At 73.9% G+C, this 15,407-nt stretch carries 20 protein-coding genes; 7 read left to right on the top strand and 13 right to left on the bottom strand.

Annotated features, from left to right (window positions below; translation table 11 throughout):
* Positions 1–38: 38 nt before the first annotated feature.
* The 3 genes from ACZ7JA_RS30675 to ACZ7JA_RS30665 form a co-directional block, all read right to left on the bottom strand.
* The gene (locus ACZ7JA_RS30675; RefSeq protein ID WP_389298027.1) at positions 39–521 is read right to left on the bottom strand and encodes a flavin reductase family protein; all 483 of its coding nucleotides are present in this window, start codon (positions 519–521) and stop codon (positions 39–41) included.
* A gap of 139 nt (positions 522–660) precedes the next feature.
* A complete protein-coding gene (locus ACZ7JA_RS30670; protein ID WP_470811594.1) occupies positions 661–1,404 on the bottom strand; it encodes a peptidoglycan-binding protein in 744 nt (247 codons plus the stop codon).
* Positions 1,405–1,476: 72 nt separating this feature from the next.
* Positions 1,477–2,319 carry an ATP-grasp domain-containing protein gene (locus tag ACZ7JA_RS30665; RefSeq protein ID WP_389298024.1) on the bottom strand — a complete coding sequence of 281 codons (843 nt, stop codon included), beginning with the start codon at positions 2,317–2,319 and terminating at the stop codon, positions 1,477–1,479.
* 161 nt (positions 2,320–2,480) lie between these two features.
* On the opposite strand from ACZ7JA_RS30665, the gene ACZ7JA_RS30660 reads away from it, so the two are divergent.
* Both ACZ7JA_RS30660 and ACZ7JA_RS30655 read left to right on the top strand, forming a co-directional pair.
* Entirely contained in the window at positions 2,481–3,203 is a 723-nt protein-coding gene (locus ACZ7JA_RS30660) for a TetR family transcriptional regulator (protein WP_351673203.1), read from the top strand.
* Positions 3,204–3,385: 182 nt separating this feature from the next.
* Positions 3,386–3,802: a Zn-ribbon domain-containing OB-fold protein gene (locus tag ACZ7JA_RS30655; protein ID WP_351673205.1), complete on the top strand. Its 417-nt coding sequence runs from the start codon at positions 3,386–3,388 to the stop codon at positions 3,800–3,802.
* Positions 3,803–3,879: 77 nt separating this feature from the next.
* Here ACZ7JA_RS30655 and ACZ7JA_RS30650 read toward each other — a convergent pair whose 3' ends face one another.
* Both ACZ7JA_RS30650 and ACZ7JA_RS30645 read right to left on the bottom strand, forming a co-directional pair.
* Entirely contained in the window at positions 3,880–4,263 is a 384-nt protein-coding gene (locus ACZ7JA_RS30650; RefSeq protein WP_351673207.1) for a PPOX class F420-dependent oxidoreductase, read from the bottom strand.
* A 58-nt stretch (positions 4,264–4,321) separates the two neighbouring features.
* Complete coding sequence (locus tag ACZ7JA_RS30645) at positions 4,322–5,500, bottom strand: MalY/PatB family protein (RefSeq protein ID WP_470811591.1); 1,179 nt, start codon at positions 5,498–5,500, stop codon at positions 4,322–4,324.
* Positions 5,501–5,702: 202 nt separating this feature from the next.
* Between ACZ7JA_RS30645 and ACZ7JA_RS30640 the strand changes: the two genes are divergently transcribed.
* Both ACZ7JA_RS30640 and ACZ7JA_RS30635 read left to right on the top strand, forming a co-directional pair.
* Complete coding sequence (locus ACZ7JA_RS30640; RefSeq protein WP_351673211.1) at positions 5,703–6,533, top strand: SAM-dependent methyltransferase; 831 nt, start codon at positions 5,703–5,705, stop codon at positions 6,531–6,533.
* A gap of 141 nt (positions 6,534–6,674) precedes the next feature.
* Positions 6,675–8,060 carry a S1 family peptidase gene (locus ACZ7JA_RS30635; protein ID WP_351673213.1) on the top strand — a complete coding sequence of 462 codons (1,386 nt, stop codon included), beginning with the start codon at positions 6,675–6,677 and terminating at the stop codon, positions 8,058–8,060.
* Positions 8,061–8,169: 109 nt separating this feature from the next.
* On the opposite strand, the gene ACZ7JA_RS30630 is transcribed toward ACZ7JA_RS30635, so the two are convergent.
* From ACZ7JA_RS30630 to ACZ7JA_RS30605, 6 genes are all read right to left on the bottom strand, one after another.
* A complete protein-coding gene (locus ACZ7JA_RS30630; RefSeq protein ID WP_351673214.1) occupies positions 8,170–8,355 on the bottom strand; it encodes a hypothetical protein in 186 nt (61 codons plus the stop codon).
* Positions 8,356–8,536: 181 nt separating this feature from the next.
* Positions 8,537–9,232 carry a L,D-transpeptidase family protein gene (locus tag ACZ7JA_RS30625; protein WP_351673216.1) on the bottom strand — a complete coding sequence of 232 codons (696 nt, stop codon included), beginning with the start codon at positions 9,230–9,232 and terminating at the stop codon, positions 8,537–8,539.
* A gap of 205 nt (positions 9,233–9,437) precedes the next feature.
* A complete protein-coding gene (locus tag ACZ7JA_RS30620) occupies positions 9,438–10,352 on the bottom strand; it encodes an SDR family oxidoreductase (protein ID WP_351673218.1) in 915 nt (304 codons plus the stop codon).
* A 100-nt stretch (positions 10,353–10,452) separates the two neighbouring features.
* On the bottom strand, positions 10,453–11,082 hold the full coding sequence (locus ACZ7JA_RS30615) for an MBL fold metallo-hydrolase (protein WP_470811588.1): 630 nt from the start codon (positions 11,080–11,082) through the stop codon (positions 10,453–10,455).
* Positions 11,082–12,170: an S-(hydroxymethyl)mycothiol dehydrogenase gene (locus ACZ7JA_RS30610; protein ID WP_351673222.1), complete on the bottom strand. Its 1,089-nt coding sequence runs from the start codon at positions 12,168–12,170 to the stop codon at positions 11,082–11,084. The genes ACZ7JA_RS30615 and ACZ7JA_RS30610 overlap by 1 nt, the downstream gene beginning before the upstream one ends.
* A 160-nt stretch (positions 12,171–12,330) precedes the next feature.
* Entirely contained in the window at positions 12,331–12,624 is a 294-nt protein-coding gene (locus ACZ7JA_RS30605) for a hypothetical protein (RefSeq protein ID WP_351673224.1), read from the bottom strand.
* Between the two features lie 173 nt (positions 12,625–12,797).
* On the opposite strand from ACZ7JA_RS30605, the gene ACZ7JA_RS30600 reads away from it, so the two are divergent.
* Both ACZ7JA_RS30600 and ACZ7JA_RS30595 read left to right on the top strand, forming a co-directional pair.
* Positions 12,798–13,163: a nuclear transport factor 2 family protein gene (locus ACZ7JA_RS30600; RefSeq protein WP_389298011.1), complete on the top strand. Its 366-nt coding sequence runs from the start codon at positions 12,798–12,800 to the stop codon at positions 13,161–13,163.
* Positions 13,151–13,387 carry a hypothetical protein gene (locus ACZ7JA_RS30595; protein ID WP_351673228.1) on the top strand — a complete coding sequence of 79 codons (237 nt, stop codon included), beginning with the start codon at positions 13,151–13,153 and terminating at the stop codon, positions 13,385–13,387. Before ACZ7JA_RS30600 ends, ACZ7JA_RS30595 begins: the two co-directional genes overlap by 13 nt.
* A 93-nt stretch (positions 13,388–13,480) precedes the next feature.
* On the opposite strand, the gene ACZ7JA_RS30590 is transcribed toward ACZ7JA_RS30595, so the two are convergent.
* On the bottom strand, positions 13,481–14,503 hold the full coding sequence (locus tag ACZ7JA_RS30590) for a CU044_5270 family protein (RefSeq protein ID WP_470811586.1): 1,023 nt from the start codon (positions 14,501–14,503) through the stop codon (positions 13,481–13,483).
* Positions 14,496–15,059, bottom strand: a complete 564-nt coding sequence (locus ACZ7JA_RS30585) for an RNA polymerase sigma factor (RefSeq protein WP_351673232.1) — start codon at positions 15,057–15,059, stop codon at positions 14,496–14,498. Before ACZ7JA_RS30585 ends, ACZ7JA_RS30590 begins: the two co-directional genes overlap by 8 nt.
* 106 nt (positions 15,060–15,165) lie before the next feature.
* On the opposite strand from ACZ7JA_RS30585, the gene ACZ7JA_RS30580 reads away from it, so the two are divergent.
* Positions 15,166–15,407 (top strand): cbb3-type cytochrome c oxidase subunit I (locus tag ACZ7JA_RS30580; protein WP_470811584.1); only part of this gene is annotated, 242 nt, incomplete at its 3' end.

Raw genomic sequence — 15,407 nt, 5'->3', positions numbered from 1 at the left:
GGCTTCGTCGTCACCGGCCGTCCCGGCGTGCCGACGGTTCAGCCCGCCGGGTGCCCCGGCTCGACGCGTTTGGCGTCGGACAGCCGGAGCAGAGGCCCGCCGGGGCCCTCGCCCCCGTGCACGGGATCGAGGACGAAGCCGACGTGGTCGCCGCCGTCGGTGCGGTGCAGGACGGTGCCGGTGAGCCAGGCCGCCGCGTCCCGCAGCAGCACGGCGCCGTCGGGCCCCTCCCGCCAGGGCACCCGGGCGAACTTGTCGACCTCGTCTCCGGTCTCGCCGCCGAAGATCTCCAGGAGCTCCCGCTGGTCGCGGGTGAGCAGGTGCACGGCGAGGCAGCGGGCGGCGCGGGCGACCCGGTAGGTGCGGTTGGCCTTGGACAGCCACACCGCGAACCGCTGCGGCCGCATGGAGCACTGCGAGGCGAAGCCGACCAGACAGCCGGCCCGCTCGCCGCCCGCCGCGGCCGTCACCACGCACAGGTCCGGGTCCAGCCGCCGGAAGAAGCCCTTCACGTCCGTCATGCCATCCAGCTCTCGTCCGCGTCGTCGCCCTGCCCTCCCCCGTCGCGGACGCCCGCCGCAGGCCAGAGGTGCGGTGAGAGTGCCCCGGGCGCCCGGGGCCGAACCACGGGCGGGCGCGAGCGGGCCCGGCGCGGCCGGTTCAGCCGCCGGCGGCCGTCCGGGACTCCAGCGCCCGGCGGGTGTCGTCGCCGTACACGCCGGTCTCGTCGCCCCTGATGCCGTACCAGAGCTGGAACCGGGCCACGGCCGCGGTGAGCACGGCGTCGTAGGTGCCGCTGGCCGAGCCGTCGCGGTAGACGTCGGGGACGCGCAGCAGACGCTGCTGCAGTGCGGTGACCTCGGGGCCGGTGTCGCCCTGCCGGAGGGTGCCGGGGCCGTCCGGGTCGGTCGCGGACCTGTCCCCTGGGGCGTCCGGTGCCGGGGAGGCCGGGGCCGACACGGCGGGGCGGGAGGGCCGCGGGGCCGCGGTGGCCCCATGGCGGGCGGGGAGCAGCAGGGCGCAGCCGAAGCCGGCGAGCGCGGCCGCGCCGACCGCCAGGGCGACGGCGGCACGGCGCTGTCCGGCGCCGGGGCCTGCGGGCCGCGGGGCGGCCGGGACGGGCGGCAGTTCCTGGGTCTCCTCCTCGGCGGCGCGGGGTGGCCCGGACGCGGTGCGGCCCGGCCCGGACGCCGTCCCGAAGGACTCGTACCCCGCCTGCCCGGTGGGCGCCGGCCCGGGCGCGTTCCGCCGCGGGCCGCCCTGCCCCGGCCCGCCCGGACCCGGCTCCGGGTGCAGCTCCCGCATCAGTTCGGCGAGGGCGTCGAAGCGGCGCGGGCGCAGTACGCGGACCGGCTCCAGGGGCGGTCCCCCGTGCGGCGGTTCAGGGTCGGGCGGTGTCGGCACCTCGGCTCTCCTTCCGTCCCGTGCGTACGCACGTCCCCCCGGCGTGAGATACGGCGGAGGCGGCGGCCCCGTTCAGGCCGGGACGGGCGCCTGCTGGACGAACCGGCCCAGGGACGAGGTCAGCGCGCCGACGAAGGCGTCCCGGGCCTCCTCGGGAAGCGCGTCCAGGGACAGGTAGGGGTTGAGGTCCTCCAGTTCGACCAGCAGCAGCTCGCCGTCCGGCGCGCGGCAGGCGTCGACGCGCTGGATGCCGTGGCCGAGTCCGTTCCAGTCGATGAAGCGCCGGGCGAACTCCAGGTCGGCGGCGGTGGCCTGGTACGGGACGAGCTCCCAGCGGCGCTCCGGGTCGGGGGCGTAGAGGGCGTACTGGAAGTCGTCGTCCACGAAGTAGAAGGACACCTCGTAGGCGAAGTCGACGCAGGGCTGGATGAGGACCGTGCCGTCGGCGAGTCCGGTCAGCCGGCCGGCGGGCAGGGTCCTGAGGCCCAGGGAGTCCGCGCCGAGCTTGGGCTTGACGACGTAGCGTTCGGCGGCGGGCAGCCGGTGCAGGTCCGCGACGCGGTCGACCGTCGGGATGACCGGGAAGCCGGCGGCGCTCAGGTCGAGCAGGTACTGCTTGCCCCTCATGTCCGCCTTGCCGGTGAGCGGGTTGTAGACCCGGGCGCCGGTGTTCAGGGCCCGCTCGCGGAAGGCCTCGTACTCCCTCTGGTAGCCGAGGACGGGCCCGCTGTTGCGGACGACGACGGCGTCGTGGCCGTCCATGAGCGCCGCCGCGTCCAGCGGGTGGCACAGGGCGAGGTCGAAGTGCTCGCGCAGCCGGGAGGTGAGGAGGATGTCCTCGTCGCAGTAGCGGCGCCCGCGGGCCGGGTACGCCAGATCGGTGACGTAGAGGATGCGGGGGCGGGCGGCGGGCATGAGGTCTCCTGGCGGAACGGGACGTGCGACGGGGGCCGGCGGCGGCTGCGGAAAGGTTACGCCTTGTCCTGACCGGTCCTGTACAGCACTCAGTTCCCTCATTCGGGGCTCTCGACTGCACTGAGTGTCACCGATCGGATTCTGGTGCTACGTTCCCGTTCATGAGTTCCAGCAGCGCGGCGCCGGCCGCGAAGCCGCCGATGCGGGACGCCCTGGTCGCGGCGGCCTTCCAGCTCTTCCTGGAACGCGGGTACGAACAGACCACCGTGGACGACATCGTGGCGCTCGCCGGGGTCGGCCGGCGTTCGTTCTTCCGCTACTTCCCGTCCAAGGAGGACGTGGTCTTCCCCGACCACGAGCGCTGCCTGGCCGACATGACCGCGTTCCTCGCCGCGAGCGCGGCCGACGCGGAACCGGTGCGGCGGGTGTGCGACGCGGCCCGCCTGGTGCTCGGGATGTACGCGGAGAACCCGACCTTCTCCGTGCAGCGCTACCGGCTCACCAAGCAGGTGCCCGGGCTGCGCGCCTACGAGCTGTCGGTGGTGTGGCGCTACGAGCGCGCGCTCGCCGAGTACCTGCGGCGCCGTTTCGCCGGGCGGCCGGACGGCACGCTGCACGCCGACGTGGTCGCGGCCGCCGTGGTCGCCGCGCACAACAACGCCCTGCGCTCCTGGCTGCGTTCGGACGGCAGGGGCGACGCGGGCGCCGAGGTGGACCACGCCCTCGGCCATGTGCAGGCCGCGTTCGCCCAGCCGGTGCGGGTCGGCCCCGCCGGGCTGCCGGGCGGCGAACGGCCCGACGACGTGGTGGTGCTGGTGGCCCGCCGGGCCGCCCCGCTGTGGCGTGTCGTGCAGGAGTTCGAGGCGCTGGCCGGACGCGCCTGACCCTCCGGGCGCACCGCCGCGGCACACCGGACCTTTACAGATTCGGGGTACGGAGTGCCTTTACGAGTGACACTGAGTGCCATAGCCTGTGGGCGTGCACGGTGGCACCGCGGCCGTGCGCAGACGTGCGCGGCTCAGGCCGGGCATGCGGGATTCCGGCCGAGCGCAGGGAGTTGACCAGCGTGTACCACCACTCAGCAAGCACCTCCATTCCGGTGGCCGGCTCCGCGACGGGCCTCCTCGAACCCGTCGCCGCGGACTCCAAGGACGCCATCACCTTCCAGCGCTGCACCTGGTGCGGCACCGCGATGTACCACCGGCTGCTGTGTCCGGTGTGCCAGGGCAGCGAACTGCGCACCGAGCGCAGCGAGGGCACCGGCACGGTGCGCCACTCCACCGTGGTGCACCGGAACACCCCCGCGGCGCGCAACGTGTCGCTGATCGAGATGAGCGAGGGGTTCGTCGTACGGGGCCGGGTCATGGGCCCGCCGATCGGCATACACAGCGGGGACCGGGTGCGGCTGTCCACGGCCAAGGACCCGGTGCGCGGCGAGCCGGTCTTCCAGTTGGTCGACGAGCCCTACCGCGCCTGGAGCTGACGCCCCGACGGCTTCCCCGCGTCCGCGGGACGGCCGCCCCGGCAGCCGGGGACGGCGGCCCGCTCAGGACCCGAGGGTCACCCGAAGGTCACCCGGATGCCGACCGTGCCGTCCGTGCCGCGCCGCAGCCGGCTGCCCAGCAGGGTGAGCCGGCCGACGATGCCGTACTTGCGCGCGATGAGGGCGCGGTAGCGGGCGGTGGTGGCCGCGTCGGTGATCTCGGCGGTGGCCGGGACCTGCCCGCCGGTGGGACGGCCCCGCACGTCGCAGGGACCCACGAGGACGTCGGCGCGCCGGCGGATCCGCTTGACCTTCCAGCTGTCGGCGGTCGTCCACACGCCGAGGCCGTCCCCGTCCCGGACCACCCATACGGGGGTGGCGACCGGGGTGCCGTCCTTGCGGTAGCTGGTGACCAGCAGGTACTTGCCGGCGGCGAGGCGATCCGTCCGTGAGTCGTCCATGCCCGGCAGTCTAGGAGCCCGCGGGCCGTTCGGGCACATGTGCGTCCGGCCGGTGGCCTCAGGCCGCGGCGGCGGCCATCCGGCGCACCCCCTCGGTGAGGATCTCCGGCGAGGTCGCCAGGTTGAGCCGGGCGTGCCCCGCGCCGCCGGTGCCGAACGGCAGGCCGGAGCTGAGCGCGACCCGGCCGCGCTCCAGGAACACCGCGGCGGGGTCGTCGCCGAGGCCGAGGGCACGGCAGTCGAGCCAGGCCAGATAGGTCGCCTCGGCCGGGTCGTAGCGGATCGCCGGGAGGTGTTCGGCCAGCAGTCCGGCGAGCAGCCGCCGGTTGCCGTCGAGCCCGGTGAGCAGGGCGTCGAGCCAGGCGCCGCCCTCGTCGAGCGCGGCGGTGTGGGCGATCACGCCGAGGTGGCTGGGGCCGTGGCTCACCTCCTCGGGCATGCTCGCCAGGTCCCCGGCGGCGCCGGGTCCGGCGAGGGCGAGCGCGGCCTTCAGACCGGCCAGGTTCCAGCCCTTGGACGCGGACATCAGCGCCAGGCCGCGCTCGGCGCCGGGCACGCTCAGGTACGGCACGAAGGTGGCGCCGGGGGCGACGAGCGGCGCGTGGATCTCGTCCGCGACGACCCGGACCCCGTACCGCTCGGCGAGTTGCGCGACGGCTGCGAGCTCGGCGGCCGTGTGCACCGTGCCGGTGGGGTTGTGCGGGCTGCACAGCAGGAACGCGGACCGGCCGCCGCCCGCGGCCGCCGCCCGGAACGTCCGCTCCAGCCGGTCGATGTCGATGCGCCCGCCGGGGCCCAGCGGGGACTCGACCACGCGGCGGTCCAGGTGGGTGACGAACTGGTAGAACGGCGGGTACACCGGCGAGTTGACGACGACCGGATCACCGGGGCCGGTGACCAGCTTCAGCATCTCGACCACGCCGAGCATCACGTCCGGGACGATCGCGGTGCGCCCGACGTCGATGCCGTCCCAGTTCCAGCGCTCGGCGGCGAAGCGGGCCAGCGCCTCGGCGTAGGCGGTGCCCACGGGGTAGCCGGTGTCCCCCAGGGCGAGCGCGTCGGTGAGGGCGCGCACCACGGGCCCGGCGAGCGGAACGTCCATCTCCGCCACCCACAGCGGCAGCACGTCCTCCGGGTAGGTGCGCCACTTCATGCTCGTACGACGGCGCAGCCGTTCGAGGCCGAGGGCGCGCAGCGGGTCGGGTTCGCCTGGTGTGCCGTGCGGGATGCTGGTCATGGGGCTCAACATAGGCGGCCGCGGTCGGTGCGGAAACGGGGCAGGCCGGACAGGTGGGGCGCGTGGTGCGGGGAGCGCGGGCGGCCGCCCCGGTGCGGGGCCTCGCGGAATACCCGGGTGTCGCCGCGTGGGCCAACTCGGGCGTCTAGATTGCGTCTTGACCGGTGCACCTCATTCATCAGGCGACCAGGAGCTGACCCACGTGACCGACAACCCGGCAGCCACCAACGACGTGGCCGTGTCGCTGCGCGCCCGCATCAACACGGGACAGCCGCACACGGCCCGGATCTGGAACTACTGGCTCGGCGGCAAGGACAACTACGAGGTCGACCGCGCGGCCGGCGACCAGATCCGCGGGCTCCACCCGGGCATCGGCGACTACGCGCGCGCCGACCGGCTGTTCCTGGGCCGGGCGGTACGGCACCTGGTCGGCGCGGCGGGCATCCGGCAGTTCCTGGACATCGGCACCGGGCTGCCCACCGCCGACAACACGCACGAGGTCGCCCAGCGGATCGCGCCGGACGCGCGGATCGTGTACGTCGACAACGATCCCCTGGTGCTCGCGCACGCCCGGGCGCTGCTCACCAGCACGCCGGAGGGCCGCACCGACTACCTGGACGAGGATCTGCGCAATGTCGACGCGATCCTCGAACACGCCTCCAAGACGCTGGACTTCAGCAAGCCGGTGGCGCTGATGCTGCTCGGCGTGGTCATCTTCATCGGCGACGAGGAGGACCCGTACGGCCTGGTGCGGCAGTTGACAGACCGGCTGCCGGCCGGCAGCCACCTGGTGCTGTCGCACACCGTCACCAGCCCGGCGATGCCGGACGTGGACGAGGCCGTCAGGTTCTGGAACGAGCACGGCACTCCGAAGCTGACCCAGCGCAGGCCGGAGGACGTGGTCCGGTTCTTCGACGGTCTGGAGCTGCTGGAGCCGGGCGTGGTGTCGTGCTCGCGCTGGCGCCCGGACGACGACGCCGGCCCGGAGCCGGAGGAGGTGGCCATGTTCGGCGGGGTGGCGCGCAAGGGCTGAGCGGGCCCGGACCGGGTGGATCGCCGCCGCCGGTGAACGCCGCCGGGCCGGGCCGCGTACTGAACGCCGGGCGCCCGACGCCGGTCGGGGCCCTCGCGGTGCCGGTACGGGCATCGCGCGTCCGGTGTTCGGGAGCCATGCATGAGGCACGCACGACGACGGGTCGTGAGGCGGGTGACACGGCTGGCGGCGGTCGGCGGACTCCTGCTGGGAGGCGCGATGGTCGCACAGGCCGCCATGGCGAGCGAGACTCCCCCGGCGTCCGTCCGTCCGCTCGCCGCCACGGGCACGGCCGGTGACCCCGGGGCCGCGCTGGTGGCGCGGCTCGGCACGGCGCGGACCGCGGGGAACTGGATCGGCCCCGACGGCCGCCCGGTCGTGGCGGTGACCGACGCGGACGCGGCGCGGACGGTGCGCGGGGCCGGGGCCGAGGCGAAGGTCGTGCGGCACAGCATGGACGAGCTCAGGTCGGCCACCGGCACGCTGCGTTCGGCGCCCCGGGTCAGCGGCACCGCGTGGGCGGTGGACTACCGCACCAACCGGGTCGTGGTGCGGGCCGACCGCACGGTGTCGGCGGGCGACTGGTCCCGGATGAGCCGGGTGGCCGCCGGGATCGGGGGCTTCGTGCACATGGAGCGCACCCCGGGCGCCTTCACCGCGCGGCTGAACGGGGCGCAGCCGATCCTGTCCACGGGCGGCCGCTGCTCGGCGGGGTTCAACGTCACCGACGGGCGGCGCGACTACATCCTCACCGCCGGCCACTGCGGGCCCTCCGGGTCCACCTGGTTCGCCGACGACCAAGGCGACCGGCGCCTGGGCAGCACGGTGAGCAGCGACTTCCCCGGCAGCGACTTCTCGCTCGTCCAGTACGACTCCGGCCGGGCCGGTCCCGGCGCGGACGTGGTCGCGGTCGGCGGCGGCAAGGGCGTGCGGATCACCGGGGCGGCCGATCCGTCGGTGGGCCAGCGGGTGTTCCGCAGCGGCAGCACCAGCGGGCTGCACGACGGCCAGGTGACCGCCCTGAACGCGACCGTGAACTACCCGGAGGGCACCGTCACCGGGCTCATCGAGACCGATGTGTGCGCCGAGCCCGGCGACAGCGGCGGTCCGATGTTCTCCGAGGGCGTCGCGCTGGGCGTCACCTCGGGCGGCAGCGGCGACTGCACCACGGGCGGTACGACCTTCTTCCAGCCGGTGACCAGGGCGCTGACCGCGCTGAACGTCAAGCTCCTGGTCTCTGCGGGGAACACCGGCGGCGGCCAGGGCGCGGCGGCCTCCCCCGCGCCGTCAGCCCCGGCCGCGGGGGGCGGTGCCGCGCCGAGTGCCGCCTCACCGGGTTCCTCGGCGCCGGTCACGGGCGGCTCCGAGGGCCGGACCCTGCTGGCGCGGATCACGGACACCCGGAACGTCGGACCCGGGCTGCTGGTCGTCGCGGGCAGCGTGATCGCCCTCGTCGCGACCCGGTACATCCGGTCCGAGCAGGACCGCAAGGCGTACCAGCGGCACTACTCGGCGACGTGGGGCTGACCGGAGGGCGGTGGACGGGAGCCGCTCGGCTCCGGGAGGTACGACGAGAAGGGCACCCGTACGCTCACGGGTGCCCTTGGCGGTACGGCCGGGAGGCCGCCGGGTCGGTTCAGGCAGCCTGGTCTGACTGCGGGGCCGCCAGGGCCCACTCCATCACGAGGCGCTGGTACTCCGCGCGCTGCTCGGTGGTCAGTGTCCCGCCCGACCGGCGCCACAGGGCCCTGATCTCCTCGTTGACCTCCGCGGCCGATCGCTCGGAGGCGGTTGCAACAGTGGTGGACATGTTGTGAAGCATATGCCGCTCGACGTGAAGGCGCTGTGAGCAAGCACCCTCGATGTGGACATATCGGACCGTGTTACTCATCACGTCAATGAGCGGGGCGGACACGCGAGTTGCCGCGCCGGGCCACCGGGCCCGGTGCTCCCGCGGCCGGCGGCACAGTGATCGGGATCACAGCGCCGCCCGCCCCGGTGGCTCAGGTGCCCGGCTTGCGGCCGTACACGTAGACGTCGTCGCCGTTCTTCAGCAGCGACCAGTACTTCTTGGCGGTGGCGGTGGTCATGTTGACGCAGCCGTGCGAACCGGGCGGGTTCCACATGCTGAGGCCCACCGAGTGGAAGGCCTGGCCGCCGTCGAAGAACTGGCTGTAGGGCATCGACACGTTGTAGATGGTGGAGACGTGGTCGATGTCCCGCCAGTAGATCTTCTTCAGACCGGTGCGGGTCTCGTAGCCGTTGCGGCCGGTGCGCACCGGCACCGGCCCGTAGACCAGCCGGCTGCCGTCCTGGATCCAGCTGAGCTGGAGCGTGAGGTTCACGCAGGCGATGCGGCCCTTGTTCACCGGGCACTTGCCGGCCTTGTTCGGGTTGTTCCCGACGGCCTTCTGCTTGTTCATGAGATCCATCACGCCCCAGGTGACGGGACCGGCGTAGCCGATGTTGGGCGTGATGCCGTGCTTGTTCTGGAAGGCCTGTATGGCCTTGCAGTCGGTGGTGGACTGCTTGCCGTCGACCGGGCGGCCGAGGAACTTCTCCACCTGCTTCTGGTACGGCCCCGCCTGTGTGGTGCAGCTCGCGGCCTGGGCCGGCGCCGCAGTGAAGGCGAGTGTGAGCGGCGCCACCAGCCCGGTGACGCCCAGTGCGACGACACCGCGTCTGCGCATGTCCCCCATGTCGGCCTCTTCCCCTTGTCCCCTTGCGCCCGGAGGTGTCCCCGGGTGGTTCCCATCGCGATTCCCGCGGTTTCCGTTTACTAGACCTGCCGGGACGCCGGAGGGTTGTGGTTCCGGCCAGGCTGTGACGAAACGGTGAAACAGGGGGGCTTCGGGGAGCGGCGTTCCAGGGGCCACGGGCCCTGCCGGGGGCGGCCCCCCGGAATCAGCGGTATCCGGTGGTGTCGGCCGGCCGCCCCGGGTCCTGCACCTCGGCGAGGTACCGCCAGGCGTCGGGCCGGCTGCCGTCCAGGTCGGTGAAGCCGTACTCCTGGGCGAGCCCGCCGCTGGACAGGGACCGCCCGTTGAAGCGGGACACCCCGGGGTCGGCGGCCAGGGCGGCCACGGCGCGGCCGGTGTAGCGCGGGGTCTCGGAGATGGCGAAGTGCGGTTCGCGGTCGAGGGCGTCGCGCCAGTTCTCCTCCCGCACGCCGAAGGCCTCCAGCATGATCTCCGAGCGCATCCAGCCGGGGGTGAGCGCCACCGCGCTCGCGCCGCGCGGGCCCAGCTCGTGGCCCAGGGCGAAGGCCATGCGCAGCACGGAGGCCTTCGCGAGGTCGTAGAAGAGGTTCACGCGGTAGGTCTCGCGGTTGTAGTCGGCGGTGCCGTCGGTGAGCTCGACCACCAGGCCGCCGGGCCGGCGCAGCAGCAGCGGCAGCGCGAAGTGGCTGGTGATCGCGTGCGTCTCGACGGCGAGGCGGAGCAGCCGGAGCCCGTTGTCCAGGTCGTGCTCCCACACCGGGGTGTCCCACTCGAAGAGCTTCTCGCCGCCCCAGATGTCGTTCACCAGCAGGTCCAGGCGGCCCTGCTCGCGGTCGACGCGTTCCACCAGGGCCCGCACCGCGGCCGGGTCGAGGTGGTCGACCGGCACGGCGACACCGTGTCCGCCGGCCTCGGTGACCAGGTCGGCGGTGTCCTCGATGGTCTCGGGGCGGTCGTACTCGGAGCGGCGGGCGCGGGTGCTGCGTCCGGTGACGTAGACGGTCGCGCCGGCCGCGCCGAGTTCCGTGGCGATGCCCCGTCCCGCGCCCCGGGTCGCCCCTGCCACCAGTGCGACCCTGCCCCGCAGCGGACCTGACATGTCCGGCCTCCTGTTCGTGTACGACTGCTGTCGCCGTCCACTCTCACCGGGAAGCCGGACATCTCCTGTCACCTTTCCACCACCTCTCGGCGGTGGGGCGTCAGTGGCCGCGCTTGATCCACTCCTCCAGGTGGGGCGCCTCGGCCCCGATGGTCGTGGACTCGCCGTGTCCGGTGAGGACCTTGGTCTCCGGCGGGAGGGTGAGGAGCCGGTCCCGGATGGAGTCGATGATCGTCGGGAAGTGGGAGTACGAGCGCCCGGTGGCGCCGGGACCTCCCTGGAAGAGGGTGTCGCCGGTGAAGACGGCCCCGAGTCCGGGGTCGTACAGGCAGACGGCGCCGGGCGCGTGACCGGGGGTGTGCAGGACGGTCAGATCGGCGCCCGCGGTCTCGATGACCTGTCCGTCGACGAGGTGCCGGTCGGGCTCGCGCTCCGGGTGGGTGAGCCGCCACAGCGGCATGTCGTCGGCGTGCAGCCAGATGGTGGCGCCGGTCAGCTCGGCGAGCGCGGGGGCGGCGTCGATGTGGTCGTTGTGGGCGTGGGTGCACACGATGGCGGTCAGGCGCCGGTCGTCGACGGCCCGGGCGATCGCCTCGGCGTCGTGGGCGGCGTCGATGACGATCACCTCCCGCTCGTCGCCGACGATCCACACGTTGTTCTCGACGTCCCAGGTGCCGCCGTCGAGTCTGAACTGGCCCGAGGTCACCAGGCGTTCGATGCGCACGGTCATCAGAGGACCACCACCGAGCGCAGCACGTCGCCGTGGTGCATGCGCTCGAACGCCTGCTCCACCTCGTCGAGTTGGATCGTCTCGGTGACGAACGCGTCCAGCGGCAGCCGGCCCTGGAGGTGCAGGTCGACGAGCATGGGGAAGTCGCGGGAGGGCAGGCAGTCGCCGTACCAGGAGGACTTCAGGGAGCCGCCGCGACCGAAGACGTCCAGCAGCGGCAGTTCGAGCTTCATCTCCGGGGTGGGCACGCCGACGAGGACGACGGTGCCGGCCAGGTCGCGGGCGTAGAAGGCCTGCCGGTAGGTCTCGGGACGGCCGACCGCCTCGATCACGACGTCGGCGCCGAAGCCCCCGGTCAGCTCGCGGATCGCCTCGACCGGGTCGCTCTCCTTGGAGTTGACGGTGTGGGTGGCGCCCAGCGTTCGGGCCTTCTCCAGCTTGCGGTCGTCGATGTCGACGGCGATGATCCGCGCCGCGCCGGCGAGGTTCGAGCCGGCGATCGCCGCGTCGCCGACGCCGCCGCAGCCGATGACGGCGACGGAGTCGCCGCGGCCCACGTTGCCGGTGTTGATCGCGGCGCCGATGCCGGCCATGACACCGCAGCCGAGCAGTCCGGCGACGGCCGGCGAGACGGCCGGGTCCACCTTGGTGCACTGTCCGGCGGCGACCAGGGTCTTCTCGGCGAACGCGCCGATGCCCAGCGCCGGCGACAGTTCCTGCCCGGTGCCGGCCAGCGTCATCTTCTGCTCGGCGTTGTGGGTGTTGAAGCAGTACCAGGGCCGGCCGCGCAGACAGGCCCGGCAGTTCCCGCACACGGCACGCCAGTTGAGGATGACGAAGTCGCCGGGGGCCACGTCCGTGACGCCCTCGCCGACCGACTCCACGACACCGGCGGCCTCATGGCCGAGCAGGAAGGGGAAGTCGTCCGAAATGCCACCCTGTTTGTAGTGCAGATCGGTGTGGCAGACGCCGCAGGCCTGGACGCGTACGACGGCTTCGCCGGGCCCCGGGTCCGGGACCACGATCGTCTCGATCCGTACGGGTTCGTCCTTCCCCGGTGCGATCACGCCGCGTACTTCCTGCGCCATGGTCCGGCCCCTTCCTCGTAGTGCGTTCGGTGCGACCCTACGCGCGAACCTCGGGTGGCGGCACGGACCACGACCGGAAAAGTGGATCTTTCGGCCCGGCGGTCCGCCGGGCCGGTCCGGGGCCGCCCGGGCGGGACGCCCCCGGACCGCGGGGCCGGGCCTAGAGGCCGGGGAGCAGACCGGTCGCGGGGGCCACCAGGTCCGTGAGCCGGCCCAGCTGTCCCAGTCCGTCGGACGAGCCGAGCTGGTTCAGGCCGCCCAGTTGCTCGGAGACCTTCGGGAGCTGGCCCTGCTGGTCGTCGGGGATGCCGGTGGTGGCGAGCGAGTCCACCGCGGACAGCGGGCTGATCCGCTCCGGGGCGCTCTTGTCGGCCGCACTGGCCATGGGCGCGGCGAGGCCCGCGAACCCGGCGGCGAGACCGACGGCGGCGACGATACGTCGTGTTGAGATCATGTCCTCAGCAACGGCGCCGGGCCCCGGCCGGACACGGGTGTGCGACGGCGCTCACCCGTCAGGCGGACCGGGCCCGCTGCGCTTGCCGAGCCCGCCGGGGCGGAGGAGCCTCGGAGATGGGGCTCGCGCCGCCCTTCTCCGCCGGGCCGCGGGCGCCTGAAGGAGGTCACACCATGGGCACCGCGACAGGCTCCAGCTTCGACACCGAGACACTGCGCCGGGGCATAGAGGGGACGACGGGGAACACCCTGCTGTCCCTCTACGCGGACGACGCGCAGATCCGCATCATCGACCGCAACACCCAGCCGAGCCATCCCAAGATCCTGCGCGGCAGGGGCGAGATCGCGGCGATGCTCGACGACGTCTACAGCCGCGACATGACGCACCGGTTGGACCGGTGCGTCGTCCAGGGCGACCACGCCGCCTACTGCGAGTCCTGCGAGTACGGCGACGGCACCCGGGTCCTCGCGGAGTCGATGATCACTCTGCGCGATGGCAAGATCGCCGAGCAGATTCTGATCCAGGCATGGGACGAGTAGGGAGGAAGACCGCGAGGGTCCAGGTCGGCGCGCGGCTGACCTGGACCTTCTCGGCCCGGGCGGCACTGGGGCGGGCCCGCCCGCGACGGTCGGCGCCGGTGTCCGCCGCGGGTGTGCACCTGTCCGCCGCCGTCGTCCGGTCGCTCCTGCGGGCCGTGCGCCCCGGTCCCCGCCCCGCGCTGCCGCGCCCGGCCCGCACCCGGCGGCGGATCCGGCTCCGGTGACCCGGGCGGCGCGGGCCGCCGGCGACCGTCGCGCCGCGGGGGCGCGCGGGCCGCCGGCGACCGTCGCGCCGCGGGGGCGGGCCGGGGACGCGGTCAGCGCATCCAGGCGCTGTAGTCCATGACCGCACCGGCCTTCACGCCGTACTCCGGGACGTCCTCGGTGAAGGTGTCCTCCATGCCGAGGACGGCCCCGGTGCGCGGTTCCAGGATCAGCATGCGCCGGACGCCCTCGGTGTCGTGGACGTACGCGCGTCCGGGGCGGCCGAGGCGGTCGGTCACCTCGCCGGCCGGCCTGAGCCCCCCGGTCTGCGCGAACAGCCGCACGACGGCCGCCGACTCGCGGGCGCCGAGGGTCCAGTGGTCGAGCAGTTCCGCGACCGCGTCGAGCAGTTCGGCGGTGGTCAGCGCGTCCGTGCCGCGGTCGGCCTGAGGCCGGGCGATCTCGGTGAGGTAGGCGCGCAGGCGCGCGGCGGTGTGCGGCGGGGGCGCCTCGGGCGGGGCGTCGCTCCACGTCGGCGGGTACGTGGTCCGGCTGATCACCTGGCCGTCCGCCACCAGGTGCGGCTCGTCGCCCTCGTCGGTGACGACGGGGCGGCCGGCCCGGCGCGGGTCGGTCGCCACGACCAGTTCGGTGCGGCTCGCGTCCGCCCGCCAGCGCACCACCCGCTCCTCGGGGAGGGTGACGGGCGGCTCGCCGCCGCTCATGCCGAGGCTCCACGTCTGCACATGCGTGCCCCTGCGCAGGGTCGGGGAGCCCGCCGCCGCGGCCGCGTCGGCCAGGGCGGCCATGTCGCGCAGGGGTACCGGCGCGGCGCCGGAGTGGACCGTCAGCGGCCGCGGCGCGGCCACGGCCCGCGGGGCGCCCGGGTCGCCGAGCACGGCGTTGACGGCGATCACCAGGACGACGACGGTGGCGGCGAGTCCCCAGACCAGCCGGGCTCGCCCGGCGCGGACGGGCAGCGCCCGGAACGGCCGGGCGCGGCGCCGTGGCCGGGGTTCGCGCAGCAGCCGCTGGAGGTCCTGCTCCGCACGCTCGTCCAGCGGGCCGTCCGCGAAGCGGGGGCCGTCGTGCGGCACCGGGTCGGCGCGGCGCAGGAGTTCGAGTTCGTCAGCCATGTCGTTCGTCCTCGCGGGGGGTCGCGCCGGCGGGGGCGGTCGCGGCCGCGACCGGGGGCCGCAGCCGGTCGATCTCGGCCCTCAGCCGGTTCCTGGCCCGATGCAGCCGCATGGCCGCGGCCCGGCTGCCGCAGCCGAGGGCGACCGCGATCTCCTCGGCGCCGAGCTCCTCCCACGCCGCCAGGCGCAGCACCTCCTGGTCCGCCGGGGACAGCCGGTCCAGGGCCTCGTGCACCCAGGCGCCCGGGGCGTCCGCGTCGGGGCCGGCCGCGACGTGCCGGGCGTGCGCGGCCTCGTCGTTGCCGATCCGGTCCACCAGCCGGCGCCGGCGCCCCTGGCCGCGTACCGCGTTCGCCAGGCAGTTGCGGGCCACCCCGTACAGCCAGGGCAGCGGCGTCGCGGGCAGGTCGGTCCGGCGGCGCCAGGCGACCGTGAACACCTCCGCCACCACTTCCTCCACCTCGTCGGCCCGCCCCCGCAGCCGCCTCGCGACATAGCGGCTGACCGCCCAGTAGTGCTCGCGATAGGCAGCGGCGAAGATCTCGTCGTTGCTCATGTCCGGTTCGTGTCCGGCACCGGCCGGATCGTCACACCCCTCTTCCGTGATCCTTCTCGCGCCGTCCGAGTGTGACCGACGGGGCGCCCGACGACACAGGCGGGACGTGAAGAGGATCAGAGACATCAGGGCCGTGCGGTGGCTGACGACCACCGACCACAAGACGATCGGGACGCTCTATCTGGTCACCGCGTTCGGGTTCTTCCTGATCGGCGGCGTGATGGCGCTGCTGATGCGCGCCGAGCTGGCCCGTCCGGGCCTGCAGATCATGTCGAACGAGCAGTTCAACCAGGCGTTCACGATGCATGGCACGATCATGCTGCTGATGTTCGCCACCCCGCTGTTCGC

This window comes from Streptomyces sp. NPDC038135, from assembly GCF_055601245.1.
This window is presented reverse-complemented; position numbering and strand designations above follow the sequence as displayed.